Source organism: Flavobacterium sp. UBA6135, assembly GCF_002428305.1.
Taxonomy (GTDB): domain Bacteria; phylum Bacteroidota; class Bacteroidia; order Flavobacteriales; family Flavobacteriaceae; genus Flavobacterium.
Window position 1 is genome coordinate 72,365 of the sequence record NZ_DIVJ01000023.1, and the last position, 20,584, is coordinate 92,948.

General features: G+C 32.1%; 20 protein-coding genes. 12 read left to right on the forward strand and 8 right to left on the reverse strand.

The window, feature by feature from the left end:
• The first annotated feature begins 31 nt into the window (after window positions 1-31).
• The 4 genes from mreC to rodA are packed head-to-tail and all read left to right on the forward strand — an operon-like array spanning window position 32 to window position 4,455.
• Entirely contained in the window at window positions 32-853 is an 822-nt protein-coding gene (mreC, locus tag B3L86_RS06195; protein WP_291116415.1) for a rod shape-determining protein MreC, read from the forward strand.
• Window positions 846-1,352 (forward strand): rod shape-determining protein MreD, encoded by a 507-nt coding sequence (locus tag B3L86_RS06200; protein ID WP_291116418.1) that lies wholly within the window; start codon window positions 846-848, stop codon window positions 1,350-1,352. The genes mreC and B3L86_RS06200 overlap by 8 nt, the downstream gene beginning before the upstream one ends.
• Entirely contained in the window at window positions 1,349-3,202 is a 1,854-nt protein-coding gene (mrdA, locus tag B3L86_RS06205; RefSeq protein WP_291116421.1) for a penicillin-binding protein 2, read from the forward strand. The genes B3L86_RS06200 and mrdA overlap by 4 nt, the downstream gene beginning before the upstream one ends.
• Entirely contained in the window at window positions 3,202-4,455 is a 1,254-nt protein-coding gene (gene rodA, locus B3L86_RS06210) for a rod shape-determining protein RodA (protein ID WP_291116424.1), read from the forward strand. The genes mrdA and rodA overlap by 1 nt, the downstream gene beginning before the upstream one ends.
• Here the strand turns inward: rodA and B3L86_RS06215 are convergent, their stop codons facing one another.
• Window positions 4,456-4,641 (reverse strand): hypothetical protein, encoded by a 186-nt coding sequence (locus B3L86_RS06215; RefSeq protein ID WP_291116427.1) that lies wholly within the window; start codon window positions 4,639-4,641, stop codon window positions 4,456-4,458.
• 65 nt (window positions 4,642-4,706) lie between these two features.
• On the opposite strand from B3L86_RS06215, the gene B3L86_RS06220 reads away from it, so the two are divergent.
• On the forward strand, window positions 4,707-5,246 hold the full coding sequence (locus B3L86_RS06220) for a hypothetical protein (RefSeq protein ID WP_291116430.1): 540 nt from the start codon (window positions 4,707-4,709) through the stop codon (window positions 5,244-5,246).
• Window positions 5,247-5,301: 55 nt separating this feature from the next.
• On the opposite strand, the gene B3L86_RS06225 is transcribed toward B3L86_RS06220, so the two are convergent.
• Together B3L86_RS06225 and B3L86_RS06230 are read right to left on the reverse strand one after the other, a co-directional pair.
• Window positions 5,302-6,405 carry an ABC transporter permease gene (locus B3L86_RS06225; protein ID WP_291116433.1) on the reverse strand — a complete coding sequence of 368 codons (1,104 nt, stop codon included), beginning with the start codon at window positions 6,403-6,405 and terminating at the stop codon, window positions 5,302-5,304.
• A 7-nt stretch (window positions 6,406-6,412) separates the two neighbouring features.
• Complete coding sequence (locus B3L86_RS06230) at window positions 6,413-8,596, reverse strand: carboxy terminal-processing peptidase (RefSeq protein ID WP_291116437.1); 2,184 nt, start codon at window positions 8,594-8,596, stop codon at window positions 6,413-6,415.
• A 199-nt stretch (window positions 8,597-8,795) separates the two neighbouring features.
• Here B3L86_RS06230 and surE point away from each other — a divergent pair, with 199 nt between their 5' ends.
• The 5 genes from surE to B3L86_RS06255 are packed head-to-tail and all read left to right on the forward strand — an operon-like array spanning window position 8,796 to window position 13,669.
• Window positions 8,796-9,578 (forward strand): 5'/3'-nucleotidase SurE, encoded by a 783-nt coding sequence (gene surE, locus B3L86_RS06235; RefSeq protein ID WP_291116440.1) that lies wholly within the window; start codon window positions 8,796-8,798, stop codon window positions 9,576-9,578.
• Window positions 9,575-9,847: a hypothetical protein gene (locus B3L86_RS06240; RefSeq protein ID WP_291116443.1), complete on the forward strand. Its 273-nt coding sequence runs from the start codon at window positions 9,575-9,577 to the stop codon at window positions 9,845-9,847. The genes surE and B3L86_RS06240 overlap by 4 nt, the downstream gene beginning before the upstream one ends.
• Window positions 9,847-10,962, forward strand: a complete 1,116-nt coding sequence (gene lpxB, locus B3L86_RS06245) for a lipid-A-disaccharide synthase (RefSeq protein WP_291116445.1) — start codon at window positions 9,847-9,849, stop codon at window positions 10,960-10,962. The genes B3L86_RS06240 and lpxB overlap by 1 nt, the downstream gene beginning before the upstream one ends.
• A gap of 7 nt (window positions 10,963-10,969) precedes the next feature.
• Window positions 10,970-11,602 carry a C40 family peptidase gene (locus tag B3L86_RS06250; RefSeq protein WP_291116449.1) on the forward strand — a complete coding sequence of 211 codons (633 nt, stop codon included), beginning with the start codon at window positions 10,970-10,972 and terminating at the stop codon, window positions 11,600-11,602.
• 45 nt (window positions 11,603-11,647) lie between these two features.
• Window positions 11,648-13,669: a ComEC/Rec2 family competence protein gene (locus tag B3L86_RS06255; protein ID WP_291116452.1), complete on the forward strand. Its 2,022-nt coding sequence runs from the start codon at window positions 11,648-11,650 to the stop codon at window positions 13,667-13,669.
• 5 nt (window positions 13,670-13,674) lie between these two features.
• On the opposite strand, the gene B3L86_RS06260 is transcribed toward B3L86_RS06255, so the two are convergent.
• From B3L86_RS06260 to B3L86_RS06280, 5 genes are read right to left on the reverse strand one after another with little or no spacing between them, the layout of a single operon-like run.
• Window positions 13,675-14,136: a thioredoxin family protein gene (locus B3L86_RS06260; protein WP_291116455.1), complete on the reverse strand. Its 462-nt coding sequence runs from the start codon at window positions 14,134-14,136 to the stop codon at window positions 13,675-13,677.
• Between the two features lies 1 nt (window position 14,137).
• Window positions 14,138-14,599 (reverse strand): thioredoxin family protein, encoded by a 462-nt coding sequence (locus tag B3L86_RS06265; RefSeq protein WP_291116457.1) that lies wholly within the window; start codon window positions 14,597-14,599, stop codon window positions 14,138-14,140.
• Window positions 14,600-14,640: 41 nt separating this feature from the next.
• On the reverse strand, window positions 14,641-16,176 hold the full coding sequence (locus B3L86_RS06270; protein WP_291116459.1) for a peptide MFS transporter: 1,536 nt from the start codon (window positions 16,174-16,176) through the stop codon (window positions 14,641-14,643).
• Between the two features lie 13 nt (window positions 16,177-16,189).
• Window positions 16,190-17,725 carry a peptide MFS transporter gene (locus B3L86_RS06275; protein WP_291116462.1) on the reverse strand — a complete coding sequence of 512 codons (1,536 nt, stop codon included), beginning with the start codon at window positions 17,723-17,725 and terminating at the stop codon, window positions 16,190-16,192.
• Window positions 17,726-17,733: 8 nt separating this feature from the next.
• Window positions 17,734-19,908 (reverse strand): S9 family peptidase, encoded by a 2,175-nt coding sequence (locus B3L86_RS06280; RefSeq protein WP_291116465.1) that lies wholly within the window; start codon window positions 19,906-19,908, stop codon window positions 17,734-17,736.
• Between the two features lie 161 nt (window positions 19,909-20,069).
• On the opposite strand from B3L86_RS06280, the gene B3L86_RS06285 reads away from it, so the two are divergent.
• Window positions 20,070-20,303 carry a hypothetical protein gene (locus B3L86_RS06285; protein ID WP_291116468.1) on the forward strand — a complete coding sequence of 78 codons (234 nt, stop codon included), beginning with the start codon at window positions 20,070-20,072 and terminating at the stop codon, window positions 20,301-20,303.
• Window positions 20,293-20,574, forward strand: a complete 282-nt coding sequence (locus tag B3L86_RS06290; protein WP_291116471.1) for a type II toxin-antitoxin system RelE/ParE family toxin — start codon at window positions 20,293-20,295, stop codon at window positions 20,572-20,574. Before B3L86_RS06285 ends, B3L86_RS06290 begins: the two co-directional genes overlap by 11 nt.
• Window positions 20,575-20,584 lie beyond the last annotated feature (10 nt).

Here is a 20,584-nt window from a genome sequence, read left to right on the forward strand (position 1 = left end):
TTATTTACTTTACTTTTGAAGCGAATTACTCATGCAGCAAATTCTAAATTATATCATTAAAAACAGCCTAAGAATGCTGTTTTTACTGCTTTTAGGAATTTCGTTGTTGCTTACAATTCAATCTCATTCTTATCATAGAAGTAAAGTTATAAATTCTGCTAACGTTGTAACTGGTGGTGTTTATAAACGAATACATTCGTTTTACGAATTTTTAAATTTGCGTTCAGAAAATGAAGGGCTTGCGGCAGAAAATGCTTTATTAAAAAGTTTACTTTACAATCAATCCGATAGTTTAAATAAATTTGATCAAGCTCCACTTAATCTTGAAAATGATTATGTTGTAATTCAATCAAAGGTTATTAAAAACTCATATTCTATTCACGAAAACTTTTTAACTATTAACAGCGGAAGTGCAAAAGGGGTAAAACCTTTTATGGGAGTGGTTAACAGTAAAGGAATCATTGGAATAGTGGATATTACTTCAAAAAACTATGCCACTGTTGTAAGTGTCTTAAACACAAAATCTAAGATTAATGCTAAAATAAAAAAATCCAATCATTTCGGAACATTGACTTGGAATGGTAAAAATACCGGAATTGTTCAATTGATTGATATTCCGAGATTAGCCAGTGTAAGAAAAGGAGATACTATCGTGACAGGGGCTCAATCTATTTTTCCTGAAAATATTGCAATTGGAATAATTTATAAAATATATATTGACACGGAATCCAATCTTCACACGATGGATGTTAAGTTATTTAATGACATGACAAGCATTGGACATGTGTATGTAATTGAAAATAAAAACCGAGAAGAAATTGAAGAATTAGAAGCAAAAATTAAAGATGAATAGTACTTTTTTCACAAATATTTTCCGCTTTGTTTTACTACTTGCTTTGCAAATTGTAATCTTCAACCAGCTTGATTTTTTAAAGTTCATCAACCCTTATCCTTATATTCTTTTTATTCTGTTATACCCTGTAAATGCAAATAAATACGGTCTATTATTAGTCAGTTTTTTTCTTGGTTTACTGATGGATATGTTCAGTGACTCAGGTGGTGTTCATGCAGCTGCTTGTGTAACTTTAGCTTATTTAAGACCAACTTTTTTTAGATTTTCTTTTGGTTTGAGTTATGAATATCAAACCGTGAAAATCAATGAAAGACTAACACCGGAACGTTTTTCATTTTTGTTAGTTTCAGTGGTGACTCACCATTTAATTTTGTTCTTGCTCGAAATATTCCGATTTACTTTCTTCTGGGATATTTTATTGCGAACTTTTTTGAGTAGTATTTTTACCTTAATTTTATGCATCTGTTTGATTTATTTGTTTAAACCTGTAAAAAAATGAGAAAAATACTCCTTCCTTCAATTATCGTAGTTGCTACTTTAATGATTTTAGTGAAGCTTTTCTATTTGCAGATTATAGACGATTCCTATAAATTAAAATCAGAAAACAATGCCATAAAAATTGTATATGAATATCCTGAAAGGGGTTATATTTATGACAGAAACGGCGTATTGCTGGTTGCGAACCAACCTTCATATGACTTAATGGTTATTCCGAGAGAGATTAAAAATCTGGATACTTTAGAATTTTGCAAACTTTTAGATATTACCAAACAGGATTTTGACAGGATATTAAAAAAAGCTATCAATCACAGTCCGAGATTGCCCTCTCCTTTTTTAACCCAATTAAACAGAAAAGATTTTGCGGCATTTCAGGAAAAAATTGGAAAATTCAAAGGTTTTGAAATCCAGAAAAGATCCTTGCGTGATTATCAGGTAAATGTTGGTGCAAATATTTTTGGCTATATCACCCAAGTAAATCAAGCCATTATTGATAACAACCCTTATTACCGAAGTGGTGATTTAATTGGAAAACAAGGTGTTGAACAAGAATATGAAGAATTATTGAGAGGTCAAAAAGGAGTTAAGTATTACCAACGAGACAAATTTAACCGAATTATTGGTCCTTATAAAAATGGGATTTACGATACCATTGCCAAACAAGGTGAAGACATTACACTTTCCATTGACATTGAACTTCAAAAATATGGCGAAGCTTTAATGGCAAATAAACGAGGAGGAATTGTAGCGATAGAACCCAAAACAGGTGAAATTTTAGCTTTAATTTCTGCTCCATCATATGATCCGGCTTTGTTGGTTGGAAGACAACGGTCCAGAAATTATACAAAACTTTACAATGACAGTATTGCGATGCCGTTGTTTGACAGAGGATTATTAGCAGAATATCCGCCAGGTTCTCCTTTTAAAATATTAACTGCATTGATTGGATTGCAAGAAGAAGTGATTGATGAACAAACTACTTTTTTTTGCAGAAGAGGTTTTAGTTATGGCAATAGATTCATGCGTTGTCACGATTCGGGAGGATTTAGTTTAAATGCCGGAATGTATAGCTCTTGCAACACATACTTTGCAAATGTTTATAAAAAAACTATTGAAAAATATCCAAAACCTTCACAAGGTGTAGATGCTTGGAGTAATCATTTGAAAAGTTTCGGGTTAGGAGATTATATGGGTTATGATTTGCCTCCAGGAAAAAGAGGAAAAGTACCAACTACAAAGCTATATGATAAATATTATAGTGCCGGAGGGTGGCGAAGCACCACCATTATTTCAAACGCAATTGGTCAGGGAGAAATCTTAACCACACCAATTCAGTTGTGTAATGTTATGGCTGCTGTTGCAAATCAGGGTTACTATTATACGCCACACGTTATAAAGAAAATTCAACATTATGACATTGATACGAAATTTACAACCAAACATCAAACCACAGTTGACCAACAATATTTTCCTCCCGTTATCAATGGCCTTTTTGATGTTTATAATAAAGGAACGGCTTCAAGATTGCGAGTTGAAGGTATAGATATTTGTGGTAAAACCGGTACCGCTGAAAACTTTACAAAAATTAACGGTAAAAGAACCCAACTCACTGACCATTCCATTTTTGTGGCTTTTGCACCAAAAGACGATCCTAAAATTGCTATTGCAGTTTTTGTTGAAAACGGCTATTGGGGTGCTCGAATTGCTGGTCCAATTTCTAGTTTAATGATTGAAAAATACCTCAAAGGAACAATCACTCGAACAGACCTTGAAAAGAAAATGTATGAAACAAGTTTAGAAAAAGAATATGCCAAAGTGATTAGCGGCCAACCTTTTAGCATCAATAAATAATGAAGAATCAAAATGTAACAAGTAATCTTGACTGGATTTCCATTTTAATTTATGGACTATTGGTTATTTTAGGTTGGATGAACATCTATTCCTCTTCATTACCTATTGAAGCGGCTAGTTTTGACATGGCTGAAATCTATGGAAGACAGCTAATATTTATTATTTTAACCATTCCATTAATTATAATCATACTTTCAATTGACGCAAAAATCTATGAAAAATTTGCCTTTGTATTTTATATAATTGGAATACTCTTATTGGTTGGATTGTTTGTTTTTGGTAAGACGGTAAAAGGGCAAACCAATTGGTATGGAATAGGAAGTTTTGGATTTCAACCGTCTGAATTTGTAAAAACAGCAACATCATTATTATTAGCCAAATATTTGAGTGATGCTTTAGTTTTTTTGAAATATACCAAACACCAACTTATTGCATTTGGAATTATTGGTCTGCCAATACTTTTAATTTTACTTCAACCGGATGCCGGAAGTGCGATGATTTTTTTATCATTAGTATTAGTCCTCAATCGAGAAGAATTGCCTGAATGGTATTTATGGACGGGATTTTTTGCTGTCATTTTGTTCTTTTGTTCGCTTTTCATTGAACCGGAATACATCCTCATAACCATACTTGTTTTGATGCTACTGCATTTTATAAAAGCAAAAAGAATTAATAGAAATCCACTGGCTTATTTAATGGTTTTTATTATGGCAACAGCTTTTGTGCTTTCTGTTGATTTCGTATATGATAATGTTTTAGAACCACATCAAAAAGATAGGATTAATGTGTTATTTGATGAAGGTGTTGACTTAAAAAAAGAAGGATACAACTTAAATCAATCCATGATTGCGATTGGTTCAGGAGGTTGGATTGGAAAAGGATTTTTGGAAGGCACACAAACCAAAGGCGGATTTGTGCCTGAACAACATACAGATTATATTTTTACGACAGTGGGTGAAGAATGGGGATTTGTTGGTTCAACAGTTGTTATTCTTCTGTTTGTTGCATTATTATTAAGACTTCTTTACTTGGCTGAACACCAAAAGACAAAATTCAGTAGGGTTTATGGATATTGTGTTGTCTCAATATTATTTACACATTTCTTTGTTAACATCGCCATGCTTATTAAACTCTTCCCAACAATTGGTGTGCCACTGCCCTTCTTTTCTTATGGTGGTTCTAGTTTATTTGCATTCACTATCTTGCTGTTTGTATTTTTAAAATTAGACGCTAACAAAGTAAATGAATGGTAGTTAATTAAAACTCCATTTTTTATAATCTACCGAATTTTCTAACTCATTTTCAATGCAGTCAGGCAATTGAGAGCAAAAATCAATTCCGGTTCTTTTTTCCAATTCATCAACAGCTACCACAAATTTATATAAAACTAAAAGAATTATTAAAAGTGAATATTTTACAATTTTAACAATATTATACATACGGCATAATTTTTGTAACCTTATAAAGGTATTCATTAATTTATAAAATAAAACCCTTTTCTATTATGAAAAATATAGTACTCAGTCTTGCATTTCTCTTATCAATCAGCTATTCTTCCATTGCTCAAGTTAATGAAAGACCCATAAAAGATACATTAGCACTACCCGTTACAGCAGCTGAAATTGCAAAAAAGCAAAAAGAAGCACAGCAAGTGCAGAAGGAAGCTCAAAGACAGCAAAAAGCTACTGAAAAAGCACAAAAAGAACAAGAAAAAAGACAAAAGCAAAATGAAAAAATTGCTCGTCAGAATGAAAAGCGACAAAAACAACTAGAAAGAGATCAGAAGAGATTTCAAAAGCAACAAGATGCTATAGCTAAATCGGAAAGAAACCTACAAAAAACACAAAGCAGAATTTCGAGAGAGCAAAATGCTATGGAAAGAAATCAATCGAAACTTATTAGAGATCAAGAAAAAGGAAAACTATCTCCCATTAAAATTGAAAAAGAAAACAAACGACTTGAAAAACAAAGAGAAAAAATAAAAAAACTTGAAAAACAAGCTGAAAAAGACCAAATGAATTTATCAAAAAGTAGAAGAAATTAATAAGACAAAGTTTTAAATATCCAAAAAGAGATTAGCAATATTGTTAGTCTCTTTTTTATTTTACATCCATTGCATCTCTCAATGCATTTCCTGTCATCATAAACGCCAACGTGATAAACATGATAGCCATTCCCGGAATTAAAGCCAAATAGGGTTTGCCTAAAATGATATAACTGTAATGATCCTTTATCATTCCTCCCCAACTAGGAATTGGCGGTTGAGCACCTAACCCCAAAAAACTCAACCCACTTTCCACCAAAATAGCAGAGGCAAAATTGGCCGCTGAAATTACAATAACAGGTGCCATAATATTTGGTAAAATATGGTTTATTATAATTCTAATATTAGAAAAACCTAAAGCTCTTGCTGCTGTTACATATTGCATTTCTTTCACGCTTATAATTTGACCTCTAACAACACGGGCAACTTCAACCCACATTGTTAAACCAACAGCAACAAATACTTGCCAAAACCCTTTTCCTAGAGCTAAGGTTATTGCAATTACCAACAAAAGTGTTGGAATGGACCAAATTACATTGACCAACCACATCACAGCCGCGTCCACTTTTCCTCCGTAGAAACCTCCAAGGGAACCAAAAAACAAACCTACAAGCACAGAAATCAAAACAGCAACAAAACCAATAGAAATTGAAACTCTTGATCCCACCAACATCCTACTCAATAAGTCCCTTCCGTATTTATCTGTTCCTAAATAAAACTTTTTGTCTGTAATTAATTCTTTCTCAACTTCTTTAAAAGAAGAATAGCCATAAAACTTATCTAATGTAATTTCTTTTTCTATTTGAATAGATTCATCGTCATTATATTCTATATAGTGTAGCACATCATTTTTAATCACGTATGCTTTTATTGGAATTTCTGTTATTTGATTTGTACTTCCAAAAAAATAAGATTTAAAAGTTTTTGGAGATAAAAACTCATTAGGAACTGATATCATTTTAACCTCAAAACCAGGAGATTGGGAATGTATTGACAAATGCATTTGGTTAGCATTCTCCGTATCATCGGGTGAAAAAACATAAGCAAAGAGTGCTAAAAAAACCATTAAAACTATGTAGCCAAAACTAAAAACACCCCAAAAATTTTGTTTGAATTTTTGGAGTGCAATAGCAGTTAATGATTTATTTTCCTGACTCATTCGTAAATTATGACTTTACGAGTTTTTCTTTTTTCTTCAAATTTACATCACCTTTAGTAACTGGTTTTGTCTGTAAATCATCTAAAATATTCAAAGCTTCTTCAACATAAATGTCTTTTGATAAATTTTCAAACCAACGCTCTCTTTTTTCTTTAAATGATTCATCCTTATTCATTAAAGCCGTGTCATATTTGATTGGTTTAAACACTAAATTATTTGTATAATCCGAGATTATTTTGAACTCTTTACTTTTTTCTTCCAACTCTAATTGTTCTTTCTGAAAGTTTTCTAACTTCAAATTATAAACTGATGCATCTCTGCGTTCTTTTGTCCATTGAGCACTCCTATCAATAAGTTGAAAATGTTCATTGTTTTCCAATCGGCTTTTACTGTTGTCAATAGCTTTATCAAAATTCACTTGTTTATTCCAAGTGGTATAAACAGCCGGATCAATTTTTGTCCATGGCATAGCATTATCCAAATCACGTTCGCCAATATTGATATGTGAATACCTGTCCGGAAGAACAATATCGCTGGTAACACCTTCTAATTGAGTTGAACCACCATTAATTCTATAAAATTTTTGAGTTGTAGTTTTTAAAGCTCCTAAATCACCAACGGCATTTCCTCTAACAAATTGATTCAAGTCGATTACATTTTGAACCGTTCCTTTTCCATAAGTTTGCTTACTTCCAATGACCACTCCTCTTTTATAATCTTGAATTGCTGCCGCTAAAATTTCTGAGGCTGAAGCCGAAAAATTATTCACTAAAACTACCAAAGGGCCATCCCATTGTACTCTTGAATCTCTATCATATAAAACTTCTTTCTTGGTTCCTGCTGATTTTATTTGAACAACTGGACCCTGTTCAATGAACAAACCGGTTATGTCAACAACTGTTTTCAGAGATCCTCCTCCATTATCACGAACATCCATGATAATCCCTTGAATTCCTTCTTCTTTTAATCGTTCCACTTCAATAGCTACATCTTTTGCAGCATCTCTACTGTCTTTATTTTCAAAATCAATGTAGAATTTAGGTAAATTAATAATGCCGTATTTCACACCATTTCTTTCAATAATACTAGATTTTGCATATGTTTCTTCGGTTTCAACAGTATCTCTAATCAATGAAATAACACTTATTGTTCCATCTACTTTCTTAACGGTTAATTTAACCTCTGTCCCTTTTGGTCCTTTGATTTTTTTTACGATATTATCCAAACGCATTCCAACCACATCCAAAGGTTCTTCGTTGCCTTGAGCAACTTTCAAAATGATATCTCCGGGCTCTAATTGTTTCCCTCTCCAAGCCGGACCTCCTGAAATTAATTCTGTAATTTCTGTAAAATCATTTTTCTTTTGTAATCGAGCTCCAATTCCTTCAAATTTTCCACTCATGCTAACATCAAAGCGTTCTTTATCATCAGGAGCCATATAGTTGGTATGCGGATCAAATCGAGATGAAATAGCATTGATGTAAACTGAAAACCAATCGTTTCTATCTAAATCCTTGATAAAACTAAAATAATCGTTTAATGAATTTAAGGTGCTTTCTCTAGTCTCTTTTTCTAAATCTTGAAAACTTTTTACCACATATTCAGCATCATTTTTTTTCTTGTCCTCTTCTAATTTAAGTTTTTCTGCCATTGAGGATACAGTAGAAAGCTTGATTTGTTTTCTCCAACGTTCTTTTAATTCTTTAGTATTTTTTGCATAAGGAAGCTTTTCATAATCTGTATCAATTTCTTCATCAACAGTGTAATCAATAGGTTTACTCAAAATTTCTTTAAAAAATTTAGTACTTTCTTCCATTCTTTTTACATAGGTAGTATAGGTCAAATCAAAAAAAGTAAGTTCTTTATTTTTTATTTGGTCATCGATTTTTAGTTTGTAAACGGCAAAAGCATCGATATCAGATTGTAAAAAAAATCGTTTCGAAGGGTCTAACGCCAATACGTAATCGTTATAAATTCCTTTCGATAAATCATCATCAATTGCAACCGGATCATAATGTCCGCGTTCTATCACAAATGTTAATAATTCAATCAATAATTTATCTTTTTCCGGATCATTTTTTGGCGTTGATTTAAAATCAGACACGGTAAATGCAACAAGTGAAACTGATATTGCTATTACCAACAATAGAGATTTAAAATTCTTTTTCATAAAATCAATTATATTATCCATTAGGGTATGTACAAGTTTATTAAAAATTGTGCCATTTGTGTAAATAAACAAAAAAATAGTTTGTTTTATTCAACTTTCAAACAAAGTTATAAAATTGAACCCATAGAAAACCTTAATTTTCGTTAATTTTGTGACTTTAGAACTCCTAAAAAAATAAAAAGATTTATTTTTATTCGCGTCAAACAATTTGATAAAAACCATGATTCAAAAAAAACCTTTGATATTAGTTACCAACGATGACGGGATTTCAGCTCCGGGAATCAGAGCATTGATCAGTGTTATGAAAGAAATCGGAACCGTCGTAGTGGTGGCACCTGATAGTCCTCAAAGTGCAATGGGTCATGCCATAACCATAAACAGCACATTGTTCATCAATAAAATAAACATTGATAGTGATGTGGAACAAGAGTACAGTTGCTCGGGCACTCCTGTAGATTGCGTCAAACTAGCCGTAAATGAAATTCTAAAGCAAAAGCCTGATTTGTGTGTTTCGGGAATAAATCACGGCTCAAACTCCTCGATAAATGTAATTTATTCAGGAACGATGAGTGCCGCCGTTGAAGCCGGAATTGAAGGGATTCCAGCAATTGGTTTTTCGCTTTTGGATTATGATTGGAATGCCGATTTTGAAGCCATAAAATCATTTATTAGAAAAATAACGCTTGAAGTATTGGAAAACGGACTCCCGGAAGGTGTAGTTTTAAATGTGAACTTCCCTAAATTAAAAGAAGCTGATATAAAAGGTATTAAAGTTTGCAGACAAGCTAAAGCCTTTTGGATGGAAAAATTTGACAAAAGAAAAACCCCTCAAGGAAAAGATTATTATTGGCTAACCGGTGAATTTATAAATCAAGACAAAGGAGAAGACACTGACGAATGGGCTTTAAAAAACGGTTTTATATCAGTAGTTCCTGTTCAATTTGATTTAACAGCACATCATGCCATTCAAAAACTAAACACCTTTAAATTCAACGAATTATGAAAAAATCAGATTTATTATTTGGATTTATAATTGGCATTATTGCTTCCTGTTTGGGAATTTATCTGTTTTTAACTTTTGTAACAGAATATTCATTTTTGGAAGGCATCAGATTATTAAAAGCACAAGGTTCTTTTGGTAAATTAATCACCGTTGGTGCGTTATTAAATATTATTGCATTTTTTATTTTGCTTAAACTAAATAAGGACTTAATGGCTCGAGGTGTTGTTTTGGCAACCATTGTAATAACAATTATAACCTTATTTGTATAATGAAATATTATATCATTGCCGGAGAAGCCTCCGGAGATTTGCATGGTTCAAATTTGATGAAAGAGTTGCTGTTAAGCGATCCAAATGCATCCATCCGTTTTTGGGGTGGTAATCTTATGCAATCAGTTGGCGGGACTTTGGTCAAACATTACAAAGAGCTAGCTTTTATGGGTTTTGCTGAAGTGCTTTTTAATTTAAAAACGATTTTAAAAAATATTGATTTTTGTAAAAAAGATATTGAAGCTTTTCAACCCGATGCTTTAATTTTTATAGATTATCCCGGATTCAATATGCGAATTGCAAAATGGGCAAAACAAAAAAATATTCCGACTCATTATTATATAGCTCCTCAAATTTGGGCATGGAAAGAAAATAGAATTCAAGCCATTAAACGAGATTTTGACAAACTCTATGTAATTCTTCCGTTTGAAAAAGATTTTTTTGAAAAAAAACACAATTTTACGGTTGAATTTGTGGGTCATCCTTTGCTAGATGCAATTAATAATCATCCAACGGTTGAAGAAGAAAAATTCAGAACTGAAAATAATTTGGACAATAGACCTATTGTTGCACTTTTACCCGGAAGTAGAAAGCAGGAAATTAAAAAAATGCTTGATGTAATGACATCTATTGCAAAAGATTTTAAAGATTTTCAATTTGTCATTGCAGGTGCTCCTTCAATTGATTTTGGTTTTTATAAAGATTTCATAACTTTGGAAAACATTAAATTTGTTTCCAATAAAACGTATGATCTTTTGAGTATCGCTCAATCGGCATTGGTTACTTCTGGAACGGCAACTTTGGAAACTGCTCTTTTTAAAGTGCCTGAAGTGGTTTGCTATAAAGGAAATTGGATTTCTTATCAAATTGCAAAACGAATCATTACTTTAAAATACATTTCTCTAGTAAACCTTATTATGGACAAAGAAGTTGTTAAGGAACTTATTCAAAGTGATTGCAACACCAACAAATTGAAAAAAGAATTGTTGAAAATAAACAAGCCGGAAAACCGTTCTCTTTTGTTGAAAGAATATGAATTATTACAAACAAAACTCGGCGGAATAGGAGCCAGTAAAAAAGTTGCACAACTCATTGTTGCAGCCACAAAAAAATAGATTAAAAATGAAATTTTTAAAATTCAGCATCGTAGTGATTTTATCAACAGTAGTTTTTTCGTGTAAAACTTCTTCTTCGGGAATAGTTACATCAAAAGAAGAAGCACAAAAAAAAGGCATTTATACTGACAAAAAAACTACAACTACCACAACAAAAACTGTTAGACCAAATTCAGAAACCAACACAAAACCAACTCGTAAATATAAAATTAACGACGAAGAAGATAGCGACTATACCGTTGATAAAGAAAATACACCCTATTTAGTAAAACAATTAATTCATGCCGCAAGTGAATATGAAGGCGTAAAATATAGAGGTGGCGGCACCACAAAACAAGGCATGGATTGTTCCGGATTGGTGAGTACTGTTTTTAAAACCTACGACATTTCATTGCCTAGATCTTCTTTTGATATGGCAAAAGTTGGAAATAAGGTCGGCCTAAAAGAAGCACAAAAAGGTGACTTGATTTTTTTTAAAACTAATGGAAGAAATGTAATAAATCATGTCGGTTTAATTACAGAAATCAAAGATGATGAAATAATATTTATTCATTCTTCAGTTCAAAGAGGCGTGATATTTTCATCTACCAAAGAACCCTATTATAAGAAAAATTTCGCGCAAATAAATAGAGTTTTGTAAGAAATAATTTTTTTATTAATAAGACATTTATTACCTTCGTTTTCGATGAAGGTTTTAAAATTTCCAACTATAGCCATCACTATATGTTTTATGTTGGGAATTATTGTAGGAAACCACTATAAACCCGACCCGGATCCCCTATTCCTTCTACTCACCGTTCAACTTTTATTGCTTTTTACAACTCTTGTTTTGGTCAAAAAATTCCAAAAAGCAAAACTACTATTTGGTTTATTTCTATATACATTAAGTTTTATATCCGGTATATTTGTTTTTGTTTCACATTACCAACTCAATCACAAAAACCATTACAGCAACTGGATTCTATCAGGAGAAAAAGTTATTCTGACAGGTGTTATCTCGGAAGAATTAAAAGCCAATCCTTATTCACACAAATACTATTTGGAGGTTACACAAATCAACAACCAAGAACTCACAGGAAAAGTGTTGGTTAACTTTTCAAAGAAAAATAAAGAAAATCTCCCCGAAGTTGGTACTGTTATTTTGGCAAAATGTGCTATAAAAGCATTAATCAAACCTAATAATCCAAATCAATTTGATTATGCTGATTATTTGGAAAAGCGAAATGTTTTCCATCAAATTTATTTAGAAAACAAAAATTTTCGTTATCTAAAAACAGATAAAAACACCAACTATTTTTTGCAAAAAACCAGAGAATCAATAAGTAAAGATATTGCCAAAAACAACATCCCTACAGAGCGATTGCATATAATTCAAGCCCTTTTATTAGGACAACGACAAGATATTAATAGTGAATTGTTGCAAAAATATTCGAAAGCAGGTGCCATACATATTTTAGCCATTTCAGGTTTACATATCGGCATATTATTATTCTTTTTTAAATCTGTACTCTCGCCTTTACGAAGAATTAAACATGGGGCAGTAGTCCAACTGCTTATTTTAATTAGCCTTTTATGGTTATTTGCTATTCTTTCAGGATTATCGCCTTCAGTAGTTCGGGCCGTAACAATGTTTAGTTTTGTCGGGATTGGAATTTATTTGCAAAGAGCTACAAACATTTTTAACACTATAGCAGTTTCCATTCTACTGTTATTACTTTTCAAACCTAATTTTTTATTTGAAGTTGGGTTTCAATTGAGTTATTCCGCAGTAATTGCCATTGTATGGATTCAACCCTTATTCACGAAATTTTGGCGTCCAAAAAATAAAATCTTGAATTATTTTTATGAAATTATAACTGTTTCTATCGCGGCACAAGTTGGCGTTCTGCCATTAAGTATATATTATTTTCATCAGTTTCCGGGGTTATTCTTTATGACCAATTTAATTATAATTCCACTTTTAACAGTCATTTTGGTAATTGGAATTTTGGTTGTAATAACCAATGCTATTGGAGTTTCATTTCTACCTTTAAGTTACATTTTATCGGAATCCATTGGTTTTATGAATTACTATGTTAACTGGATTGCTTCTTTTGAAAAGTTTATATTTTCAGATATTTCATTTAATAGACTGCTTCTAATTACTTTGTATGCATTATTGATTGGCATTATAATTTTATTGAAAAAACCTAACTACTTAAAACTCCAATTTGTATTAATCTTGATATTTAGCTATCAACTAGCCTATTTTGGAAGCATTTATTCTAATTACAAAACGGATGAAGCGGTGCTTTTTCATTATCCTAAAAAAACAATAATCACGCTTAAGGAAAATAATAAAATCACTATTTATACAAACGACACCTTGATTGAAAACAATTATGTGGTAAAAAATTATCTGCAAGGTAACTTTGGAGAAATTGATGCTATTGAAAAAGTACCAAACGCAATAAAACTATTCGATAAAAAATTATTAATTATAGACGAGAATGCAATTTATAAAGTGCCGGAAAAAGTGGAACTAATTCTTTTGACACAATCTCCAAAAATAAATTTAGAACGACTTATCGATTACCATCAACCCAAGCTAATTATTGCTAACGGTAGTAATTATTTAAGCACCATAGAACAATGGAAAAAAACTTGTTTGAAAAAAAATATCCCTTTTCATATTACTAATGAAAAGGGATATTTGAAAATTTATTAATTTATTTATTTTCCGATGAAAGTTGTAGCACTTTCAATCCATTTATCAGGACCGCCTGCAACATAACCGGTTTTTCCCAGTTGCTGTAAATTAATCGATTTATCTTTCTTTTTCTCCGGATTTACAAACCAAACCGAAGGATAACCTCTCACTTGAAAAATAGCTTGAAGTTCGTTGTTTTGTGCTTCCAATTTTGGATCTAATTTTGTTTTTCTAGGAAAATCTAGTTCTACTAAAACTACTTTCTTTTTAGCCCATTGTGCAAACTCAGGTTTTTTAAAAACTTCATTTTGAAGTCTGATACACCATCCGCACCAATCACTCCCGGTGAAGAATAACAGTAAAGGTTTTTTTTCTTTCACAGAAATATCAATTGCTTTGTTAATATCTGTATGCCAAGTTAATTCTTGAGCAGAAGCAAATTGAAAGGTCATAAATAAGACCGCGATTAAAATTGTTTTTTTCATTTTAATTAGTGCCGTTTAGTTCAGATAATAATTGTTCAGGTTGATAATAGCCAACGATAACTTTTGCAATTTCGCCGTTTTTATCTAAAACATACATTGAAGGATAACCTTCTACTTTTAAGAATCCGGTAAATTCATGCATGCTGTTTCTTCCTTTTCGGTTGGCATCATAGCCAGGATTTGAAAATTTTCTACCTTTATAATTTACAGTAGTATTTCCTTCTCCATTAAATTTAACTGCATAATAATTGGCATTGATATACTCTGAAACTTCTTTGGTTTGAAATGTATTCTTATCCAACATTTTGCATGGCCCACACCAATCGGTATAAACATCCATAAAAATTGGTTTCGGATTCTCTTTTTGAAGAGCTATTGCTTCATCAAAAGACATCCATTTAATTTCCTGTGCCTGAACAAAATAAAACGATATAAAGGCAAATAGTAAGAGTGTTTTTTTCATAATTAAAATTTTAATTCATTTTTCAAAAATGATGCCGAAAGTTAGCGAACACCATGCATTAGTTTTCTAATCAAAGGATTCATAGCTGAAATTAAAACGCCCATTCCAATCGGGACGATTGTAAAAATAAGGAAAAATGTGCTTAATGAATATTCATTAGATATTTTTTCAATCATTCCTCCCATTGATCCGGCTAATTTGTTACCCATTGCAATGAAAAGATAGTAAATACCGAACATTACCCCTATCCATTTTGCAGGAACCAATTTACTTACATACGACAATCCAACAGGTGATAAACAAAGCTCTCCTAAGGTGTGGAATAAATAGGCTAAGATTAACCAAACCATACTTACTCGTACAAAATCTTCTCCCGACACGATGGATTGTGCTCCGAAAGCTAAAAATCCGAATCCTAATCCTAGAAGAATTAATCCTACTCCAAATTTAACTGCACCGGGCAAATTATATTTACTTTCCCATAATTTTGAGAACATAGGAGCAAAAATAATTATAAATAATGAATTTAAGATTCCGAACCATGTTGCAGGAACTTCTGTTTCAGTAGCTGTAAATTCTCGGTTTACTTTCCAAATTACAATTCCCCAAATGATTATAAAACTCAAAGAAAGAATAATATTTCCTAGAGAATATTTTGCGAAAGTTTTAGAAAACAATTTAGCCAACACATAAGTGATAATTCCTAGTGGTAGAATAGTCAAAATTGCATCAATAATTTTAAATGAAAAACCTGCATTTCCTTCTAAAATTCGTTGTGTATATTTTTCTGCAAAAATAGTCATCGAACCACCGGCTTGTTCAAAAGCAGCCCAAAAGAAAACGGTAAAAATTGAAAAAATGAAAACCACAATCATTCTATCTCTGATAATATTTGACGGTGTGTGATCAACTTCATCAGTTTTGATTAGGCTTTTGTTTGTTGGAGAAAGTCCAACTTGACCAAAAATATTTTGTGTAAAATAGAATTGTAGCATTCCAAAGAACATAAAAATTCCCGCTAATCCGAAACCTAAGCTCCAAGAAACTTTTTCACCAATATAACCACAAAGCATAATTCCTAAAAAGGCTCCGGCATTTACTCCCATGTAAAAAATGGAATAAGCACCGTCTTTCTTTTCTGGGTGATCTTTGTATAAATGGCTAATCATAGAAGTCATGTTTGGCTTAAAAAGACCATTTCCAATGATTAAACACCCTAAACCAACATATAAAAAGAACTCTGTTTCAAGTGCCATTGATGCGTGACCTAAGGTCATAATAAATGCTCCAATAATTACAGCCCAACGATAACCCAATAATTTATCTGCCAACAAACCTCCTAGAACCGGTGTTAGATAAACTCCCATTGTGTAAGTTCCGTATAATGCCATTGCTCTTTCGGTAGTCCATTCCCAACCCCCTTTATCAAATGTTGAGATTAAGAAAATCACCAAAATGGCACGCATTCCATAATAGGAAAAACGTTCCCACATTTCGGTGAAAAAGAGAACAAACAATCCTGCAGGATGTCCGAGAACTTGGTCTTTGAAGAAGTCGTTAGAGGTTGAAGTATTCATAAGTAAATTATAATTATTTAATTCCGTGCATTAATTTCTTTAATAATGGTGAAAGTACTAACAAAACACCTCCAAAAATTAATCCGACCCAGAATAATTTTGAGAATAAATCGGTATAACTTGTTAATGCTAAAGTAACATCTGTAACTTGACCTCCTTCTGTATCAATTTTGGCTAAATTGGCCAATACAGCTGCGATAAATTCTGAACTGGCTGTAGCTAAAAACCAAACGCCCATCATGAAACCAACTATTTTTTGTGGAGCTAATTTTGTAACAGATGAAAGACCAACAGGAGACAAGCAAAGTTCTCCCATTGTATGAAGAAAATAGGCTAATACCAACCAAATCATAGCGATTTTAGCACCATCTGCGGTTACATTTGCTCCTATAACTAACATTCCAAATCCCAATCCAACTAAGATGATGGCAAAGGCAAATTTTACAGGTGTATTTGGATTGTATTTCCCTAATTTCACCCACAAACTTGCAACTACTGGAGCAAAAAGAATAATAAATAATGCATTCAAACTCAAGAACCATGGTCCCGGAATAGTCCATCCAAAAAACTCACGATCTAAAACTCGGTCAGCATATAAATTCATTGAAGTATAAGCTTGTTCAAACAAAGCCCAAAAAACCACTGAGAAAATAATCAAAACAGTCAAAGCCAGCAATCGTTCACGAATAATTTTTTCTTCTTTAATACTGTAAAAGATAATCATTAATAGTGCAATTGCTCCTGTTATACGCAACATCCAATCTACTACAGTATGGCGTTGCACCATTTGAGCAATAATAAATAAACTGGCAATTGATAAAATGTAAATCAACCATTCAACTGAAATTCCGGCAAAAACTTTCTTTTTCAAAATTTCAGGATTTTTAGGTTCAGCCTTAACCATCAAATATTTCTGACCATAAATAAAGGTGATTAATCCTAAAATCATTCCAATTCCGGCAGCTCCAAAACCATAACCCCAACCGTAATTTTCTCCTAACCAACCACATAGCAAAGTAGCCACAAAAGATCCTAAATTAATTCCCATATAGAAAATGGTAAAACCAGAGTCTCTTCTAATATCTTCTTTTTCATAAAGTGCTCCAACTATAGAAGAAATGTTTGCTTTCAAAAATCCAACTCCTAAAATAATTAATGATAGCGAAAAGAAAAAAGCTTGCAAGGCAAACTTATCTTGAACCACTTCACCATTTTCGGCTAAAAAGGCTTGATGACCTTCATAAGCTAGTCCAAGATGTCCAAGCACTAATAAAACACCTCCAAAAATTACTGCTTTTCTAAATCCTAAATATTTATCAGCTAAATAGCCTCCCACAACCGGAAGTGCATAAACCATAGCAGCATATCCTCCAACTATAAAATTTCCAGCTTCATCTGAAAATAAATGATATTTTACTAAATAATAAATTAGCAAAGCTTTCATTCCATAAAAAGAAAATCGTTCCCACATTTCAGTGAGGAAAAGAATAAAAAGCCCAAATGGATGTCCGAATAATTCTTTTTTATCCAGCGAAGTATCGTTTGTCATAAGTTTGGTTATAGATTAGCTTTTAAGTAGTTAGTCATTTTAGTATATAATTGCAAGCGTATCTTTCCGCCATAAATTCCATGATTGGTATCGGGATAAATGGCTTGATCAAATTGTTTGTTAGCCAATTGCAACGCACGAATCATTCGGGTTGCGTTTTGAAAATGTACGTTATCATCGGCTGTTCCGTGGATGATAAGATAATTTCCTTTTAATTTATCTACGTGGTTGATGGGAGAATTATCATCATAACCACTTGCATTTTCCTGTGGTGTTTGCATGTATCGTTCTGTATAAATCGTGTCATAAAAACGCCAGTTGGTTACCGGAGCAACAGCAATGGCCGTTTTAAACACGTCGTTTCCTTTTAAGATGCAGTTGCTGGACATGAATCCGCCATAACTCCAGCCCCAAATTCCGATACGAGTTTTGTCGATGTAAGGATAGTTTCCTATTACTTTTGCAGCATCAATTTGATCTTCTACTTCGTATTTTCCTAATTCTTTTTGAGTGACTTTTTTGAAGGCAGCTCCTTTGTATCCGGTACCTCTTCCGTCCACACAAGCAACCAAATAACCTTCTTGAGCTAATAGCATGTGCCAATAATCATTCGCTCCCAACCATTGATTAGCAACTTGTTGCGATCCCGGTCCGCTGTATTGAAATAATAATAATGGATATTTTTTGGAAGCATCAAAATCTTTTGGTTTGATGATGTAAGCATTCAATTTATGTCCTTTTTCGGTCGTTAATTCGAAGTATTCTTTTGTTGGAAGATTGTAACTTTTAAGTTTTGAAGCTAATTCGTTGTTATCAACGATTGATTGAACTTGCTTTCCGTCTTTTGAATCGTGTAACGTGTATGAAGTTGGTTCGGTTGAACTGGAAAAAGAATTGATGAAATATTGAAAATTCGGACTAAAAGTTGCTTTGTTGGTTCCTGTTTTATTCGTTAATCGAACTTTATTTTTTCCGTCTAATTTGATTTTATAAACATCTCTATTAATCGAACCATTTTCAACCGATTGGTAATAAATTTGCCCGTTTTTTTCATCAAAACCGTAATAGGAAGTCACTTCCCAATTTCCTTTGGTAATTTGATTTCTAAGCTTTCCGTTTTTGTCGTAATGATAAATGTGGTTGAAGCCGTCTTTTTCGGACGTCCAAATGAAACTGTTGTCTTTCAAAAAGGTCAAATTATCGGTTACATCAACATAAGCTGCGTCTTTTTCATTCAAAACCACTTTTGTAGTTCCTGCTTTGGCATCCACAAAAAGTAAATCCAAATTATTTTGGTGACGATTTAGCACTTGAATACTCAACGCATTCGAATCATTTGTCCATTTCATTCGAGCAATGTAAAAGTCATTATATTGACTCAAATTGATATTATTGGTTTGATTTGAAGCTATTTCATAGATATGCAAAGAAACCAATGCATTTTTTTCTCCTGCTTTTGGATATTTAAAAACCTCCTGCGATGGATATAATTCTCTCCCAAAAACATCCATTGAAAATTCGGGAACATCGGTTTCATTAAATTTAATGTAAGCCAAATGAGTGCTCGAACTATTCCAATCAAAAGCTCTTACAAACCCAAATTCTTCTTCATAAACCCAATCTGTAATTCCGTTAATGATGTGATTTTTCTTGCCGTCAGTTGTAATTTGAGTGTGTTTTGAAGAAGCTAAATCATACACATATAAATTATTTTCAAAACCGTAAGCAATCTTTTTTCCATCCGGAGAAAACGTTGGCTCTTGAATTTTATAATCGGCTACTTTTTGTAATTTCTTTGATGATAAGTCATAAATATAAAAATCGGCAACGGAAGAATGACGATAAATTTGTTCCGAATTCAAAGCAATCAGCAATTGCGTTTCCGTGGAATTGAATGTATAACTATCAATGGATTTTAATTCGGTATGATTTTTCGTATCAATAAGCGTACTCACTTTCTTCAATGTAGCAAAATCGTACAAATCGATTTGAAAAGTACGTGATGTTCTGTCTGCATTTAAGACTGTATATTGATTGGTGTTTTTGAGAGCTTGCAAAGCATCCATCCCTTTTGTTCGGAAAGTTCCTGAGGACCAGATGTCTTCTAAGGTGATTTTTTGCTGACCTATCGCGGTCGCCGATACAAGAAGTAAGAAACAAACGAGTTTTGAGAATTGATTCATTTTAAATACGTTAAAAAAAGATTCAATTTTAGTGAAAAAATCGGAATAAAACGAGTTTTTTTCTGTTAAATAGCAATTTTTGGATTTTTGAAATGAAATAGAAATTTTAAAAAACACATCTAATTTTAATTTTCATTAAATTTGTGTGTAAATATTTCAGTATGGAAACTATTCGAATTCAATTTCAAGCCAAATTAAAGTCAAAAATTCTTGAATTATTAAGTTCATTTTCTGAAAATGAAGTTCAAATTATTCAGGAAGATCCTTTTTTTGAAAAAAATAAAAAAATTTTAGAAAATGAATTGAAAAACATTGAAAATGGGAAATCAAAATGTATTTCGATGGAAGAAATGGATTTGGTTATGGAAAAAATAATTTCAAAATATGAAGATTAGTTTTTCTGAAAAATTCATCAATGCCCTATCAGATCAAGTCGAATTTATTGCAAAAGACAAACCTAAAGCTGCACGTAAATTTAAGAATGATTTACTAAAAAACATCTTAAAAGATTTAAAAAATCCATTTAATTTTAGAAAATCTATTTACTTTGAAGACGATTTAATAAGAGATTACATTTTCAAAGGTTTCACAGTAGTGTATAAAGTGAAAATGGAAACTAAAGAAATCATTGTATTTGGTTTGATAAAATACAAGAATTCACTTTAAACTTTTATTC